The sequence below is a fragment of the Micromonospora mirobrigensis genome, from assembly GCF_900091555.1.
Taxonomy (GTDB): Bacteria; Actinomycetota; Actinomycetes; order Mycobacteriales; family Micromonosporaceae; genus Micromonospora; species Micromonospora mirobrigensis.
Map to the genome: position 1 here is coordinate 19,740 of NZ_FMCX01000014.1, position 14,161 is coordinate 33,900.

The window sequence follows — 14,161 nt, forward strand, 5'->3', positions numbered from 1 at the left end:
GGTCGTTGGTGGCCCCGAGGTGACGCCATCCGGCATCTGTGGCCCCGAGTGCCGCAAGACGGGGCCGACATCTGCCGCATGGCAGGCAACGGCCAGAACTCGCCGCATGGCGGCCCCTTCGCCGGGTGCGGGCGCGCAGGGGTGCGCGGAGCGCCTACAGGCTTGAGAGCGTCAACGACTCATCGGGTTGAGTCGTCCAGGCTCTCAAGTCTGTAACGAACTCAGGCACAGGGCCCCAGGGATGGCCAGGGCGCGCGGCGGCCGCCCGTCCCGGGGATCCGGGGCGGCGAGGCGCGCATGGCGGACCGGGCGCGGGCATCCGGACCGCCGCGCCCGGCGTCAATGTGAATCAGGAATTATTTTTCGCTCACGCTCCGTCGTTATAACCTGGACACAAGGGGGCGAAGCGCGCCGCCGGATTCGTCCGGCTTTATCCGACAAGTCCGGGCCAATCACCTGTGGTCTTCCTTAAACCTGTAGGTAATTGGCATCACAAATAGTTCACGGTTCTCCCACCCGTCACCCCCGCTCTGCTTAGGCTTCCCGTCATGGCAGATGGTTCCGATTCGACGCTGACGGCTGAGCAGACCGCTGAGCAGGCCCCCAACGGTCTGGTCTCGGGCATCAAGTCGTTCGCCGCCGGCCACGGTGGCGCCAAGGCGGTCATCGAGTACGTCGGCAAGCGTGGCGCGCGGATCGTCCTCGTGGGTGAGGACGGCACGTGGGCCGACCAGTTCGCGGACGACACCGTCGTCGCGCGGCAGGCGTGCGCCAAGGCAGGGGTGACCGTCGAGAACGCCTGGGAGCGGGAACTCATGGACCAGATGCGTCCGAGCAACGACCTCTGGCGGTCGATGGCCCGGCGCACGATGGCCCGTTGAACATAAATTGACCGATCACCACCACCAGTCGACCCGGGGGGAACCCCGGGTCGCTCTCGTCACCTGTGCCGACCTGGCCGACCTCGACCCGGACGACCGCCTGGTGCTCGGCCCGCTGGCCGAACGGGGCGTCACCGCGGAGCCGGCCGTCTGGGACGACCCGGGCGTCAACTGGGCCGGCTACGACCTGGTCGTGCTCCGCTCCCCGTGGGACTACGCGCTGCGCCGCGACGAGTTCGTCACCTGGGCGGCCACCGTGCCGGCCCTGGTCAACCCGGCCGACGTGGTCCGCTGGAACACCGACAAGCGCTACCTGGGCGAGCTCTCGGCGGCCGGGGCGCCGGTCGTGCCGACCTCCTGGGTGACGCCGGGGGAGAGCTGGCAGCCCCCCGCCGACCACGGCGAGTACGTGATCAAGCCCGCGGTCAGCGCCGGCAGCCAGGACACCGGCCGGTACGACCTCGCCGATCCGGAGCACCGGGAGCTGGCCAAGGCGCACGTGCGGCGGCTCTCGACCGCCGGCCGGGTCACCATGGTCCAGCCGTACCTCGACGCGGTGGACACCGCCGGGGAGACCGCGCTGCTCTTCCTCGCCGGGCCCGACGGCCTGGCCTTCAGCCACGCCATCCGCAAGGGCCCGATGCTGGACGGCCCGGATCTCGGCGTCCAGGGGCTCTACAAGGCCGAGGAGATCGGCCCCCGGACCGCGACGCCGGAGCAGCTGGCCGTGGCCGAGCGGGTCCTGGCGGCGGTGCCGGGCGGCCGGGAGCGGCTGCTCTACGCCCGGGTGGACCTGATCCCCGGCCCGGGCGGCACGCCCGTCCTGGTGGAGCTGGAGCTGACCGAGCCGAGCCTGTTCATCGGGTACGCCGACGGCGCCCCCGACCGCCTCGCCGGCGCGATCGTCGCCCGACTGCGCTGAGCGTGAGCGGTCCCGCCCCGAGCCGTGCGGTTAAGAAGGGGCCCCTGCCATACCGCAGGCGTTGACAAGGGGGCCCCTCCCTGCACGTCAGGCGGCGGCGGTGACCGGCTCGGCGGCCGGTGCGGGCCGCTCCCCGGCCGGCGCCGGCCGGCGCTCCCGGGTCGCCCACAGCACCGACAGGGTGGCCAGCAGCACCAGGCAGGAGCCCAGCATGTGCGCCCCGACCAGGACCGCGGGCAGGTGGGTGAAGTACTGCACGAAGCCGATCACGCCCTGGCCGAGCTCCACCGCGACCAGCACCAGGGCCGCGCGGGCGGCACCCGCCGCGCCTACCGCGCGGAAGGCGAAGACCAGCGCGACCGAGAGGCCGATCAGCAGGAACACCCCGTCCGCGTGCACCTGGGAGATCGCCTCCGGGTTCAGTCCGTTGCGGGCGGCGCCCTGGTCGCCGGCGTGCGGTCCGCTGCCGGTCACCCAGGTCCCGATCACCAGCACCGCCGCGCTGACCACCGTGGTGAGCACCGCCAGGGCGCGCAGCGGCGCCGGCACCACGACCACCGTCGGCCCGTCCGGCTCGCCGACCCGCTTCCACAGGGCGTACGCGGCGGCGATGACCACCATCGAGGCGAGGAAGTGCAGCCCGACCACCCAGGGGTTGAGGTTGGTCAGCACGGTGATTCCGCCGATCACCGCCTGCGCCGGGATGCCGAGGAAGACCGCCAGCGACAGCCCGAGCAGGCCCCTGCGCCGCTTCGGCTGGGCCAGCACGGCCAGCACGGTGGCCAGGGCGATCAGCCCGACGACGAAGGTGAGCAGCCGGTTGCCGAACTCGATCGCCCCGTTGATCCCCATCTCGGGTGTGGCGACGTACGACGCGTCCGTGCACCGGGGCCAGGTGGGGCAGCCGAGACCGGACCTGGTGAGCCGCACGGCCCCGCCGGTGACCACGATCGCGACGTTGGCGATGATCGAGGCGTAGGCGAGGCGGCGCAGCAGGTCGGTCGACACCGGGAACCGGTCGGGCAGGCGGCGCAGCGCGGCGGGGGCCGGGAACCGGACGGATCGCTTCACGAAGCGAATCCTACGCACCGTAGTTGATCCCGATCGGGTGACTCCGCCGACCCGGTGGTCGGGATCACCGGGACCCCGGTTTGCGGCCCTTCCGCGAATTACGTAACGTTGGCGTTGTGAAAAACGCGGCGGCGCTCTCCGAGCAGCAGCCGGTGGCCGATCCGGTCACCGGTGGCGCCGGCGCGGCTGCCGACCTCTCCACCCGGGACCGGGTGACCCAGCTGCTGCTGGAGCGGGGGGCGACCACCGCCGCCCAGCTCGGCTCGGCGCTGGGGCTCAGCCCGGCGGCGATCCGCCGGCACCTCGACGCGATGCTCGCCGACGGCGACGTGCTGGCCCGGGAGCAGACCGTGCGGGGCAGCCGCGGGCGTGGCCGCCCGGCCAAGGTCTTCCTGCTGACCGACGCCGCCCGGGTCCGTTGCGGCACCCACCACTACGACAACATGGCCACCGCCGCGCTGCGCTGGATCGCCCGCACCGGTGGGCCCGAGGCGGTGGAGAAGTTCGCCGCCGAGCAGGTCGCCGCCCTGGAGACCCGCTGCCGGGTCGCCATGGAGGACGCGGGGGAGTCCCCGATGGCGCGGGCGGAGGCGCTCGCCGGTGCCCTCACCAGTGAGGGCTACGCTGCCAACGCGTCCACGATCGCCTCCGGCGGCCAGCTCTGCCAGCACCACTGCCCGGTGGCGCACGTGGCCGCCGAGTTCCCCCAGCTGTGCGAGGCCGAGACGGCGGTCATCTCCCGTCTGGTCGGCACCCACGTGCAGCGCCTGGCCACCATCGCGCACGGCGACGGGGTGTGCACCACGCACATCCCGGCCCAGCCGCGTGCCCAGTCCGGTAACACCGTCACCACTGTGAGGACAGATAGATGACCGAGCAGATCGTTCAGCCCCTGACCCAGGAGGAGCAGCTCGCCGCCCTCGGTCGCTACGAGTACGGCTGGGCCGACCCCGACGTCGCCGGGGCCGCCGCCCAGCGTGGCATCAACGAGGCGGTGGTGCGGGACATCTCGGCGAAGAAGAACGAGCCGGCCTGGATGCTCGACCTGCGCCTGAAGGGCCTGCGCCTGTTCGGCCGCAAGCCGATGCCGGCCTGGGGCGCCGACCTCACCGGCATCGACTTCGACAACATCAAGTACTTCGTGCGGTCCACGGAGAAGCAGGCCACCAGCTGGGAGGACCTGCCCGAGGACATCAAGAACACCTACGACCGGCTGGGCATCCCGGAGGCGGAGAAGCAGCGGCTGGTCGCCGGTGTCGCGGCGCAGTACGAGTCCGAGGTCGTCTACCACAAGATCCGTGAGGACCTCGAGGAGCAGGGCGTCCTCTTCCTCGACACCGACACGGCGCTGCGTGAGCACGAGGACGTGTTCAAGGAGTACTTCGGCACGGTGATCCCGGTCGGCGACAACAAGTTCGCCGCGCTGAACACCTCCGTGTGGTCCGGCGGCTCGTTCATCTACGTGCCGAAGGGCGTGCACGTGGAGATCCCGCTGCAGGCGTACTTCCGGATCAACACCGAGAACATGGGCCAGTTCGAGCGGACGCTGATCATCGTCGACGAGGGCGCGTACGTGCACTACGTCGAGGGCTGCACCGCGCCGCTCTACTCCTCCGACTCGCTGCACAGCGCGGTGGTGGAGATCGTGGTCAAGAAGAACGCCCGCTGCCGCTACACGACCATCCAGAACTGGTCGAACAACGTCTACAACCTGGTCACCAAGCGCGCCGTCTGCCACGAGGGCGCGACCATGGAGTGGGTCGACGGCAACATCGGTTCCAAGGTCACCATGAAGTACCCGGCGGTCTACATGACCGGCGAGCACGCCAAGGGCGAGGTGCTCTCGGTGGCCATGGCCGGCGAGGGCCAGCACCAGGACGCGGGCGCCAAGATGGTGCACGCCGCGCCGCACACCTCCTCGAGCATCATCTCCAAGTCGATCGCCCGCGGCGGTGGCCGTACCTCGTACCGGGGTCTGGTGCAGGTGCTGGAGGGTTCGCACCACAGCCGCAGCACGGTCAAGTGCGACGCGCTGCTGGTCGACACCATCTCCCGCTCGGACACCTACCCGTACGTCGACATCCGCGAGGACGACGTGTCGATGGGGCACGAGGCGACCGTCTCCAAGATCAGCGATGACCAGCTCTTCTACCTGATGAGCCGGGGCCTGAGCGAGGACGAGGCGATGGCGATGATCGTGCGTGGCTTCATCGAGCCGATCGCCAAGGAGCTCCCGATGGAGTACGCCCTGGAGCTCAACCGCCTGATCGAGCTGCAGATGGAGGGCGCGGTCGGCTGACGCCACCGCTCCCGCGCGGCGGGCCGGGCACTCCGGTCCGCCGCACCAGCCTCAGAACTCGTCCCGGAACAGATAGACCAAGGAAGAGATGACTACCCAGGCTTCCGCGCCGCCCAGCACCAAGTCGCAGGCGCTCCGCTCGTACGACGTCGCCGACTTCCCGGCCCTCACCGGCCTGGAGGAGGAGTGGCGCTTCACCCCGCTCAAGCGCCTGCGCGGCCTGCTGGACGGGGCCGTGACGGACGAGTCGGCGCACTGGCCGGCCCACGAGTACGGGCAGCTCCCCACGGGCGTCACGATCGGCACGCTGGCCAAGGACGACCCCCGCCGGGGCAGCGTGCTGGTCCCGTTCGACCGGATCAGCGCGCGCGCCTACGGCGAGTCCGACCTGGGCCTGCTGGTGGAGGTGGCGCGCGAGGCGGTCGTCGCGGAGCCGGTGACCGTCACCGTGCACGGCGGCCCCTCCGACGTGGTGGCCTTCACGCACACCTTCGTCGACATCGGCGCGCTCTCCGAGTCGGTCCTGGTGCTGCGGCACGTCGGCACCGGCACCCTCGCCGACAACGTCGAGGTGGCGGTGGGCGACGGCGCGAAGCTGACCCTGGTGACCATCGCCGAGTGGGCCGAGGACGCGGTGCAGGCGCAGCACCTCAAGCTCAAGCTGGGCCGCGACGCGAAGGTGGTGCACGTCCAGGTCAGCCTCGGCGGCGACCTGGTCCGGCAGCACACCACGGTGGAGTACACCCAGCGCGGCGGCGAGGCCGAGCTGTACGGCCTCTACTTCGCCGACTCGGGCCAGCACCTGGAGCACCGCCAGCTGGTCGACCACACGGTGCCGGACTGCCGCAGCTACGTCGGCTACCGGGGCGCCCTGCAGGGCGACAGCGCGCACACCGTCTGGGTCGGTGACGTGCTGATCCGGGCCGAGGCGACCGGCACCGACACGTACGAGATCAACCGGAACCTGCTGCTCAGCGACGGCGCCCGGGCGGACTCCGTACCCAATCTGGAGATCGAGACCGGCGAGATCGCCGGCGCCGGCCACGCGAGCGCGACCGGCCGCTTCGACGACGAGCAGCTCTTCTACCTGATGGCCCGGGGCATCCCGGAGGGTGAGGCCCGCCGCCTGGTGGTCCGCGGCTTCTTCGCCGAGCTGATCAACAAGATCCCGGTCGAGGAGCTGCGCGAGCAGCTCGGCGACGCGATCGAGGCGCGGCTGGCGAAGGCCGGCGCCTGATGATCCGGATCTGCTCCACCGAGGACGTGCCGAAGGGCACCGTCATCCGGGCCGAGGTCGACGGCACGCCGCTGGCGCTGGTGCACGGCTCCGACGGCGGGTTCTACGCCGCCTACGACGAGTGCTCGCACGCCGCCGTGGCCCTCTCCGAGGGCGAGGTCGAGGGCTGCACGCTGGAATGCTGGCTGCACGGATCCCGTTTCGACCTGAGGACGGGTGAGCCCACCGGGCTCCCCGCCACCGAACCCGTACCCGTCTATCCCGTCGAAGTCCGCGACGGCGACATCTACGTCAGTCTGACGCCGAGCAATGGAGTGACCCGCTGATGAGCACCCTGGAGATCCGCGACCTGAAGGTGTCGGTCAAGCTGCCCGAGGGTGAGCTCAAGCCGATCCTGGCCGGCGTCGACCTGACCGTCCGGTCGGGGGAGACCCACGCGATCATGGGCCCGAACGGCTCCGGCAAGTCGACCCTGGCGTACTCGATCGCCGGCCACCCGAAGTACGAGATCACCGGCGGCTCGGTGACCCTCGACGGCTCCGACGTGCTGGCCATGTCCGTCGACGAGCGGGCCCGCGCCGGGCTCTTCCTGGCCATGCAGTACCCGGTCGAGGTCCCCGGCGTCTCAGTGGCCAACTTCCTGCGTACCGCGAAGACCGCCATCGACGGGGAGGCGCCGAAGCTGCGCACCTGGGGCGGCGAGCTGCGCGGCGCCATGGAGAAGCTCCAGATGGACCCGGCGTTCGCCCAGCGCAACGTCAACGAGGGCTTCTCCGGCGGCGAGAAGAAGCGGCACGAGATCGTCCAGCTGGAGCTGCTCAAGCCGAAGATCGCGATCCTCGACGAGACCGACTCCGGCCTCGACGTGGACGCGCTGCGCGTGGTCAGCGAGGGCGTGAACCGGGTCCGCGACACCGGTGACACCGGCCTGCTGCTGATCACCCACTACACCCGGATCCTGCGCTACATCAAGCCCGACTTCGTGCACGTCTTCGTGGCCGGCCGGATCGTCGAGCAGGGCGGCCCGGAGCTGGCCGACAAGCTCGAGGCCGAGGGCTACGAGCGGTACGCGGCCGGGGCCGGTTCGGCACGGGCCTGACGCCGATGACCTCCCTGACCATCCCGGCGGGCATGCCGCAGTACGACGACGTGCCCCGCTTCGACGTGGCACGGGTCCGGGCCGACTTCCCGATCCTGGACCGGGAGGTCAACGGGCACCCGCTGGTCTACCTCGACAGCGCGAACACCTCCCACAAGCCGCGGCAGGTGCTCGACGTGCTGCACGAGCACTACGCGCTGCACAACGCCAACGTGTCGCGCTCGGTGCACACGCTTGGCACCGAGGCGACCGAGGCGTTCGAGGGCGCCCGGGCCAAGGTGGCGGCGTTCGTCAACGCGCCGAGCGTGGACGAGGTGGTGTTCACCAAGAACTCCACCGAGGCGATCAACATCGTGGCGTACGCGTTCTCCAACGCCTCGCTGCGCGCGGACGCCCCTGCGCCGGCTGCTCCGTCCCGCGAGACGGACGACCGGTTCCGGCTGGGCCCCGGCGACGAGATCGTGATCTCCGAGATGGAGCACCACTCGAACCTCGTCCCGTGGCAGCTGCTGGCGGAGCGGACCGGCGCGACCCTGCGCTGGTTCCCGCTGACCGAGCAGGGCCGGCTCGACGAGTCGGGGCTGGCGGAGCTGGTCACCGAGCGGACGAAGATCGTCTCGCTGGTGCACGTCTCCAACATCCTCGGCACGGTCAACGCCACCTCGCGGATCACCCAGCGGGTCCGTGAGGTGGGGGCCCTGCTGCTGCTCGACTGCTCGCAGTCGGTGCCGCACATGCCGATCGACGTGGTCGACCTCGACGCCGACTTCATCGTCTTCACCGGGCACAAGATGTGCGGCCCGACCGGCATCGGCGTGCTGTGGGGCCGGGGCGAACTGCTCGCCGCGATGCCCCCGGTGTACGGCGGCGGCTCGATGATCGAGACGGTGACGATGGCGCGGACGACGTTCGCCGCGCCGCCGGCCCGGTTCGAGGCGGGCACCCCGCCGATCGCCGAGGCGGTCGCGCTGGGCGCGGCGGTGGACTACCTCACCGGCGTGGGGATGCGCGCGATCCAGTGGCACGAGAAGGAACTGACGGCGTACGCGCTCGACGCCCTGGCCACCGTGCCGGGGCTGCGGGTCTTCGGCCCGACCGTGCCGGTCGGCCGGGGCGGCACCATCTCGTTCGCGCTCGGCGACATCCACCCGCACGACGTCGGGCAGGTCCTCGACTCGCTCGGCGTGCAGGTGCGGGTCGGTCACCACTGCGCCAAGCCGGTGTGCAGCCGGTTCGGCGTACCGGCCATGACGCGAGCGTCGTTCTACCTGTACACCACCACCGAGGAGATCGACGCCCTGGTGGTGGGTCTGGAGCAGGCGCGGAAGGTGTTCGACTGATGCAGCTCGACCAGCTCTACCAGGAGATCATCCTGGACCACTACAAGCACCCGCACGGCCGTGGCCTGCGTGACGCCGAGGACCCGGCCGACCGGGTCGCCGAGGCGCACCACGTGAACCCGACCTGCGGGGACGAGATCACCGTACGCGTGACCACCGACGGCAAGGTGTTCACCGACATCTCGTACGACGGGATGGGGTGTTCGATCAGCCAGGCCTCGGCGAGCGTGCTGCACGAGCTGCTGCGCGGCCGGGCCGCGGACGACGCGGCGGTGGTGCACGAGGCGTTCGTCGAGTTGATGTCCGGGCGTGGCCAGGTCACGCCGGACGAGGACGTGCTCGGAGACGGGGTGGCGTTCGCGGGTGTCGCGCGCTACCCGGCCCGGGTCAAGTGCGCGCTGCTGTCGTGGATGGCGTTCAAGGACGCCGCGGCACGCGCCGGGGTGGGCGTGAGCCCGGAGGTGAAGGCATGAGCAGCGAAGAGACCGCCACCACGCCGCAGGCCGGCGCCGTGGCGACCGACGGCGCGGCGACGCCGGCCACCGAGGGCACGGCTGCCCCGGGCGGCAGGGCCGCCGTCGCCGACATCGAGGAGGCGATGAAGGACGTCGTCGACCCGGAGCTCGGCATCAACGTGGTCGACCTGGGTCTGGTGTACGGCGTGCACGTCGGCGACGACAACGTCGCCACCCTGGACATGACGCTCACCTCGGCGGCCTGCCCGCTGACCGACGTGATCGAGGACCAGGCCCGGCAGGCGCTGACCACCGGCCCGGGTGGCGGGCTGGTCGACGACATCCGGATCAACTGGGTGTGGCTCCCGCCGTGGGGGCCGGACAAGATCACCGACGAGGGGCGGGACCAGCTCCGTTCCCTCGGCTTCAACGTCTGACCGGACGTACCCGGTCGCCCTCGGGCGCGGCACCCTTTCTCCGGGTGCCGCGCCCGACGCGTCTCCACCCGTCGCCCGGGCCCCCGCCCGGCCCCGCGTGTCCGTGCGCCGCGTCCCGGGTCGTCGGTCTCCAAGACCGCGCTCGATCCAGCAAACAGGGGCCTCGCCACGCGTCGGATGCCACTCCTTCCAGGGTCGAGCGATCTTGCGGCAGCGACAGCGGCAGCGACAGCGGCAGGGCGGCGGCGGGCGGGAAATGGGTCGCGTGGCCCGGGGGAGGGGACGCAGGATGAGCGGGTGATCGAGGCGTACTCCCGGCAGGTCCCTGTCCGCGCGGCCGTTGCCGCGCGCCGACAGCGCACCTCGCCGCGTCGCGCCTCGACCCGCCGACCACCGTGCTGACCGCCTTCGTCGCCGGGCTGGTGGCCGGCTACGGGGTGGCGATCCCGGTGGGGGCGATCGCGGTGCTGATCCTCGGCCTGGCCGCCCGGACCTCCTTGCGGGTCGGCGCCGCCGCCGCCCTGGCCGTGGCCACCGCCGATGGGCTCTACGCCGCCCTCGCGGTGCTCGGTGGCGCGGGGCTGGCCCGCGTGCTGGCGCCGGTGTCCGGGCCGTTGCGCGTGGTGGCGGCGGTGGTGCTGCTCGGCCTCGCCGGCCGGGGCCTGTGGCAGGCGTGGCGGGAGCACCGCCGCCGCGGCGGCGAGCCGACCGGGAGGGCGGCGGGCGTCGGGCTCGGCACGCCCGGTAGGGCCTACCTCGGCCTGCTCGCGTTGACCCTGCTCAACCCGGCCACCGTGGTCTACTTCGCGGCTCTGGTGATCGGTCGCCGGGACGCGGCCGCGCCGGACCCGGCCGCCGGGGCGCTCTTCGTCGTCGGGGCGTTCGTCGCGTCGGCGAGCTGGCAGCTCACGATCGCCGGTGGCGGCACGCTGGTCGGCCGGGTGCTCGCCGGGCCACGTGGCCGGCTGGTCACCGCGGCGGTGTCCAGCGTGCTGATCGCCGCCCTCGCGGTCGTCGTGCTGCTGCCCTGACCGTCGCCGCCGGCCGCCCCCCTGTCGGTGGCCCGAGTGGGGCGGGCCGCCCGCGGTCACACCCGCCGACCGGCGGCGTCCCGGTCGATAGGGTGAGGTCGAACCTGATCGTGGCGACGGTCCGGTCCGTGATGCGGCGTCGAGACGAACGGGGTGGGGCGGTGGGTGCCAGACCGGCGGCCGGCGGGGGCCGGTGGGTGGAGGTCGATCCGGGCCGCGTCGCCCGCTGGGTCGAGGGCTTCGCCGACCGGCACGGCCCGCCCACCACCACCGTCCAGGAGTACGGCCTGCTGCTCGCCGCCCCCGACGGCGCGACCGCCGAGCTGCACACGCCACCCGGTGCCGCGGCCGCCGCCGACGTACCCGGGTTCGTGGCGGCCGCCGGCGCGCCGCGTCGGCTCGGCCTGCTGCTGGCCCGCAAGGGCGCGGTGGCGGTCGGCGTGGCCGAGGGCACCGACCTGGTGGTCTCCAAGGTGGACACCCGGTACGTGCAGGGCCGGACCGCGGCCGGTGGCTGGTCCCAGCAGCGGTTCGCCCGGCGGCGCGACAACCAGGCGAAGGCGGCCCTGGGCGACGCGGCGGAGCTGGCCGTACGCCTGCTGCTGCCGGAGGTCTCCAGCCTGGCCTCCGTGGTCTGTGGCGGTGACCGGCGGGCCGTGGAGACGGTGCTGGCCGACCGGCGGCTGGCCCCGGTCGCCGCGTTGCGTGCCGGTCGCCTCCTCGACGTGCCGGAGCCCCGGCACGCGGTCCTGGTCGCCGCCGTCTCCGCCGCCCGGGCGGTCCACATTCTGGTCCGCTGAACGGCACAGTTCGCCGCAAGCCGGTCAATCCACTCCGTCGATGGTGCATCGAGTCGAGCCGATGCATAAGGTCGATGCCACGAAGTGGTGGGTCTCCGGGCGACCCGCCAGGGCAGCTTCCGTATCCATGTTCCAGGCACCGACATCGTTGGGAGAGACGACCACATGGACGGATATCAGGACGGCCGGCTGCGCGCCCGGTGGCGCCGGGCGACCCGGCTCCTCGCCGCCGCGGCGGGGTTGACCATCGGCAGCGCCGCGCTCACCGCCGCGCTGACGGTCGGCACGGCGGCCGCGAGTGTCGCCCCCGCGCAGGACGCCACCCTGGCCGCCCCGGCGGTCTCCACCGTCACCACGGGAGGAGCGCACACCTGCGCGATCCGTGCCGACGGGGGACTGTGGTGCTGGGGGGCGAACTACAGCGGCCAGCTCGGAGACGGGACCACCACGGGCCGGGGCGCGCCGGCCCGGGTCGGCGCGGCCAGCTGGGCCGCGGTCGACGCGGGCGCCAGCCACACCTGTGCGGTACGGACCGACGGGACGCTGTGGTGCTGGGGCGCCAACAGCCGGGGTCAGCTCGGTGACGGGTCCACCACGCGGCGGCCCGCACCGACGCAGGTCGGCACCGCCACCACCTGGGCCCGGGTCAGCGCCGGCTACGAGCACACCTGCGCGGTACGCACCGACGGCACCCTGTGGTGCTGGGGCTTCAACCGGACCTCCCAGCTGGGTGTCGGTGCCTCGCCCTACGTCGCGACCACCCCGTTGCAGGTCGGCACGGCGACCAACTGGGCGAGCGTCACGACCGGCTTCGCGCACACCTGCGGTCTGCGCAGCGACGGGACGCTCTGGTGCTGGGGTTACAGCTCGGACGGGCAGCTCGGCCTCGGCACCCTGGGCTCCCAGACGACGCCGGCGCAGGTCGGCACCGCCACCACCTGGACCGGCGTGACGGCCGGGTACGTGCACACCTGCGGAGTCCGCTCCGGCACGCTCTGGTGCTGGGGTGAGAACGGATACGGGCAGCTGGGGGTGAGCGGCAGCTACCAGACCGCGCCGGTGCAGGTCGATGCGGCCACCACCTGGAGCGGGGTCGGTGGCAGCGGCGACACGTCGTGCGCGCTCCGCACCGACGGCAGCCTCTGGTGCTGGGGCAAGAACAGCGCGGGGCAGGTGGGCGACGGCACCACCTCCCACCGGAACGCGCCCACCCGGGTCGGCACCGCCACCGACTGGACCGGTGGCCCGGCCGCCGCCGAGCACAGCTGCGCCATCCGTGCCGGCGGCGGCCTGTGGTGCTGGGGTGACAACAGCGGTGGGCAGTTGAGCGACGGCAGCACGGCCCCGCGGTCCACCCCGGCCCAGGTGACCCTGCCGGTCTGACCACCCGTTCACGACGTCGGGCCGTCGGCCTGACCGCTGGCGCACCAGCTGCGGTTCAGGTCGACGGCCCGGTCGTGGGACCGTTCAGGCGGGTCAGCCGTTGCCGAAGGTGTCGCAGGACTTCGGGTCACCGGTGGAGTAGCCCTTGGTGAACCACTGCTTGCGCTGCTCCGAGGTGCCGTGGGTGAACTCGTCGGGGTTCACCGGCCGGCCGGACCGCTTCTGGATCGCGTCGTCGCCGATCTTCTCGGCCGTGTCGATCGCCTGCTGGATGTCCTGCTCGGTGATGCTCTTGAAGATCTTCTGACCGTCGGCGTCGGCGGTGCCGGTGGCGTTCTTGGCCCAGGCGCCGGCGTAGCAGTCGGCCTGGAGCTCAAGCTTGACCGAGAGCGCGTTGGCGTTGTTCGGGTCGCGCTGCTGCTGGCGGCGCATCTGCGCCTCGGTGCCGAGCAGGTCCTGCACGTGGTGGCCGTACTCGTGGGCCAGCACGTACGGCTGGGCGAACTCGCCCTCGGCGCCGAGCTGGTCGGCGAGGAGCTTGTAGAAGCTGAGGTCGATGTAGACCAGGTCGTCGGCGGGGCAGTAGAAGGGCCCGACTCCGGAGTCGGCGTTGCCGCAGCCGGTGTTGACGGCCTGGCTGAAGAAGACCGTCTTGGACGGGGTGTACTGGTCACCGAACGACTCCGGCAGCGCCTTGCGCCAGTACGCCTGGATCGAGTTCACGTAGAGGGTGTTGCGGCAGTCCAGCTCCTGGAGGGCCTGATCGCCGGAGCACTTCTGGTCCAGCGAGGTGTTGTCGCCCTGCTCGGAGCCGCCGCCGCCGGTCGCCGCGTTCAGCCCGAAGCCGCCGCCGACGAGGGCGACCAGCACGGCGATGATGATGCCGACGATGCCTCCCCGGCCGCCGCCGCCCGGGAGGGGGATGCCCATCCCTCCGCCGCCTCCTCCGGACCCCCGCCGGTCGTCCACCTGACTGGTGTCGATCCGTGCGTTCTCGTTCAGCTCCATGTTGACCCCGATCACCGTTTTGTCACTGTCTGGTGGTTGCGGTACCGGACCGGGTCCGGACGGACGTTCCGGTACCCGATGATCTTGATCGGTAATCCGGGCGGGGCACTCGGCATCGCCCGGTACACTTGGCGGGTGCTGCTCTGCGAAGGCTGAACCGCCCCGCGCCGACGGGCTCCGATCCCGCCGGCGCTTTCG

The 14,161-nt window shown here is 72.0% G+C and carries 15 protein-coding genes; 13 read left to right on the plus strand and 2 right to left on the minus strand.

Features of this window, described 5'->3' with window-relative positions:
* The first annotated feature begins 548 nt into the window (after positions 1-548).
* Both GA0070564_RS27845 and GA0070564_RS27850 read left to right on the plus strand, forming a co-directional pair.
* The gene (locus GA0070564_RS27845; RefSeq protein WP_088972234.1) at positions 549-881 is read left to right on the plus strand and encodes a hypothetical protein; all 333 of its coding nucleotides are present in this window, start codon (positions 549-551) and stop codon (positions 879-881) included.
* A gap of 7 nt (positions 882-888) precedes the next feature.
* Complete coding sequence (locus GA0070564_RS27850; RefSeq protein WP_091615896.1) at positions 889-1,803, plus strand: ATP-grasp domain-containing protein; 915 nt, start codon at positions 889-891, stop codon at positions 1,801-1,803.
* Between the two features lie 87 nt (positions 1,804-1,890).
* Here GA0070564_RS27850 and GA0070564_RS27855 read toward each other — a convergent pair whose 3' ends face one another.
* Entirely contained in the window at positions 1,891-2,838 is a 948-nt protein-coding gene (locus GA0070564_RS27855) for a COX15/CtaA family protein (protein WP_425412557.1), read from the minus strand.
* 152 nt (positions 2,839-2,990) lie between these two features.
* On the opposite strand from GA0070564_RS27855, the gene GA0070564_RS27860 reads away from it, so the two are divergent.
* The 11 genes from GA0070564_RS27860 to GA0070564_RS27910 all read left to right on the plus strand — a co-directional run bounded on the left by GA0070564_RS27860 (position 2,991) and on the right by GA0070564_RS27910 (position 12,955).
* Entirely contained in the window at positions 2,991-3,746 is a 756-nt protein-coding gene (locus GA0070564_RS27860; protein ID WP_091615901.1) for a helix-turn-helix transcriptional regulator, read from the plus strand.
* Positions 3,743-5,173: a Fe-S cluster assembly protein SufB gene (gene sufB, locus GA0070564_RS27865; RefSeq protein WP_091615905.1), complete on the plus strand. Its 1,431-nt coding sequence runs from the start codon at positions 3,743-3,745 to the stop codon at positions 5,171-5,173. The genes GA0070564_RS27860 and sufB overlap by 4 nt, the downstream gene beginning before the upstream one ends.
* Positions 5,174-5,261: 88 nt before the next feature.
* Positions 5,262-6,410, plus strand: coding sequence for a Fe-S cluster assembly protein SufD (sufD, locus tag GA0070564_RS27870; protein WP_091615909.1), 1,149 nt, complete (start codon positions 5,262-5,264; stop codon positions 6,408-6,410).
* Entirely contained in the window at positions 6,410-6,736 is a 327-nt protein-coding gene (locus GA0070564_RS27875; protein WP_091615913.1) for a non-heme iron oxygenase ferredoxin subunit, read from the plus strand. The genes sufD and GA0070564_RS27875 overlap by 1 nt, the downstream gene beginning before the upstream one ends.
* A complete protein-coding gene (gene sufC, locus GA0070564_RS27880) occupies positions 6,736-7,509 on the plus strand; it encodes a Fe-S cluster assembly ATPase SufC (RefSeq protein WP_091615918.1) in 774 nt (257 codons plus the stop codon). Before GA0070564_RS27875 ends, sufC begins: the two co-directional genes overlap by 1 nt.
* Positions 7,510-7,514: 5 nt before the next feature.
* Positions 7,515-8,849, plus strand: coding sequence for a cysteine desulfurase (locus tag GA0070564_RS27885; protein ID WP_091615921.1), 1,335 nt, complete (start codon positions 7,515-7,517; stop codon positions 8,847-8,849).
* Positions 8,849-9,322, plus strand: a complete 474-nt coding sequence (gene sufU / locus GA0070564_RS27890; RefSeq protein ID WP_091615925.1) for a Fe-S cluster assembly sulfur transfer protein SufU — start codon at positions 8,849-8,851, stop codon at positions 9,320-9,322. Before GA0070564_RS27885 ends, sufU begins: the two co-directional genes overlap by 1 nt.
* Positions 9,319-9,741: a metal-sulfur cluster assembly factor gene (locus tag GA0070564_RS27895; RefSeq protein ID WP_091615928.1), complete on the plus strand. Its 423-nt coding sequence runs from the start codon at positions 9,319-9,321 to the stop codon at positions 9,739-9,741. The genes sufU and GA0070564_RS27895 overlap by 4 nt, the downstream gene beginning before the upstream one ends.
* A 395-nt stretch (positions 9,742-10,136) precedes the next feature.
* The gene (locus tag GA0070564_RS27900; protein WP_091615932.1) at positions 10,137-10,772 is read left to right on the plus strand and encodes a LysE family transporter; all 636 of its coding nucleotides are present in this window, start codon (positions 10,137-10,139) and stop codon (positions 10,770-10,772) included.
* Positions 10,773-10,933: 161 nt separating this feature from the next.
* Positions 10,934-11,572 (plus strand): acVLRF1 family peptidyl-tRNA hydrolase, encoded by a 639-nt coding sequence (locus GA0070564_RS27905; protein WP_245670327.1) that lies wholly within the window; start codon positions 10,934-10,936, stop codon positions 11,570-11,572.
* Between the two features lie 165 nt (positions 11,573-11,737).
* Complete coding sequence (locus GA0070564_RS27910) at positions 11,738-12,955, plus strand: RCC1 domain-containing protein (RefSeq protein ID WP_091615935.1); 1,218 nt, start codon at positions 11,738-11,740, stop codon at positions 12,953-12,955.
* A 93-nt stretch (positions 12,956-13,048) separates the two neighbouring features.
* Here GA0070564_RS27910 and ypfJ read toward each other — a convergent pair whose 3' ends face one another.
* Positions 13,049-13,963, minus strand: coding sequence for a KPN_02809 family neutral zinc metallopeptidase (ypfJ, locus tag GA0070564_RS27915; RefSeq protein ID WP_091616042.1), 915 nt, complete (start codon positions 13,961-13,963; stop codon positions 13,049-13,051).
* Positions 13,964-14,161 lie beyond the last annotated feature (198 nt).

What these genes read in the sequence shown, in the direction of transcription:
- GA0070564_RS27845 (WP_088972234.1), top strand. Translation starts at nt 549, where the DNA reads ATGGCAGATGGTTCCGATTCGACGCTGACGGCTGAGCAGACCGCTGAG.
- sufB (WP_091615905.1), top strand. Translation starts at nt 3,743, where the DNA reads ATGACCGAGCAGATCGTTCAGCCCCTGACCCAGGAGGAGCAGCTCGCC.
- sufD (WP_091615909.1), top strand. Translation starts at nt 5,262, where the DNA reads ATGACTACCCAGGCTTCCGCGCCGCCCAGCACCAAGTCGCAGGCGCTC.
- GA0070564_RS27875 (WP_091615913.1), top strand. Translation starts at nt 6,410, where the DNA reads ATGATCCGGATCTGCTCCACCGAGGACGTGCCGAAGGGCACCGTCATC.
- sufC (WP_091615918.1), top strand. Translation starts at nt 6,736, where the DNA reads ATGAGCACCCTGGAGATCCGCGACCTGAAGGTGTCGGTCAAGCTGCCC.
- GA0070564_RS27885 (WP_091615921.1), top strand. Translation starts at nt 7,515, where the DNA reads ATGACCTCCCTGACCATCCCGGCGGGCATGCCGCAGTACGACGACGTG.
- sufU (WP_091615925.1), top strand. Translation starts at nt 8,849, where the DNA reads ATGCAGCTCGACCAGCTCTACCAGGAGATCATCCTGGACCACTACAAG.
- GA0070564_RS27895 (WP_091615928.1), top strand. Translation starts at nt 9,319, where the DNA reads ATGAGCAGCGAAGAGACCGCCACCACGCCGCAGGCCGGCGCCGTGGCG.
- GA0070564_RS27910 (WP_091615935.1), top strand. Translation starts at nt 11,738, where the DNA reads ATGGACGGATATCAGGACGGCCGGCTGCGCGCCCGGTGGCGCCGGGCG.
- ypfJ (WP_091616042.1), bottom strand. Translation starts at nt 13,963, where the DNA reads ATGGAGCTGAACGAGAACGCACGGATCGACACCAGTCAGGTGGACGAC.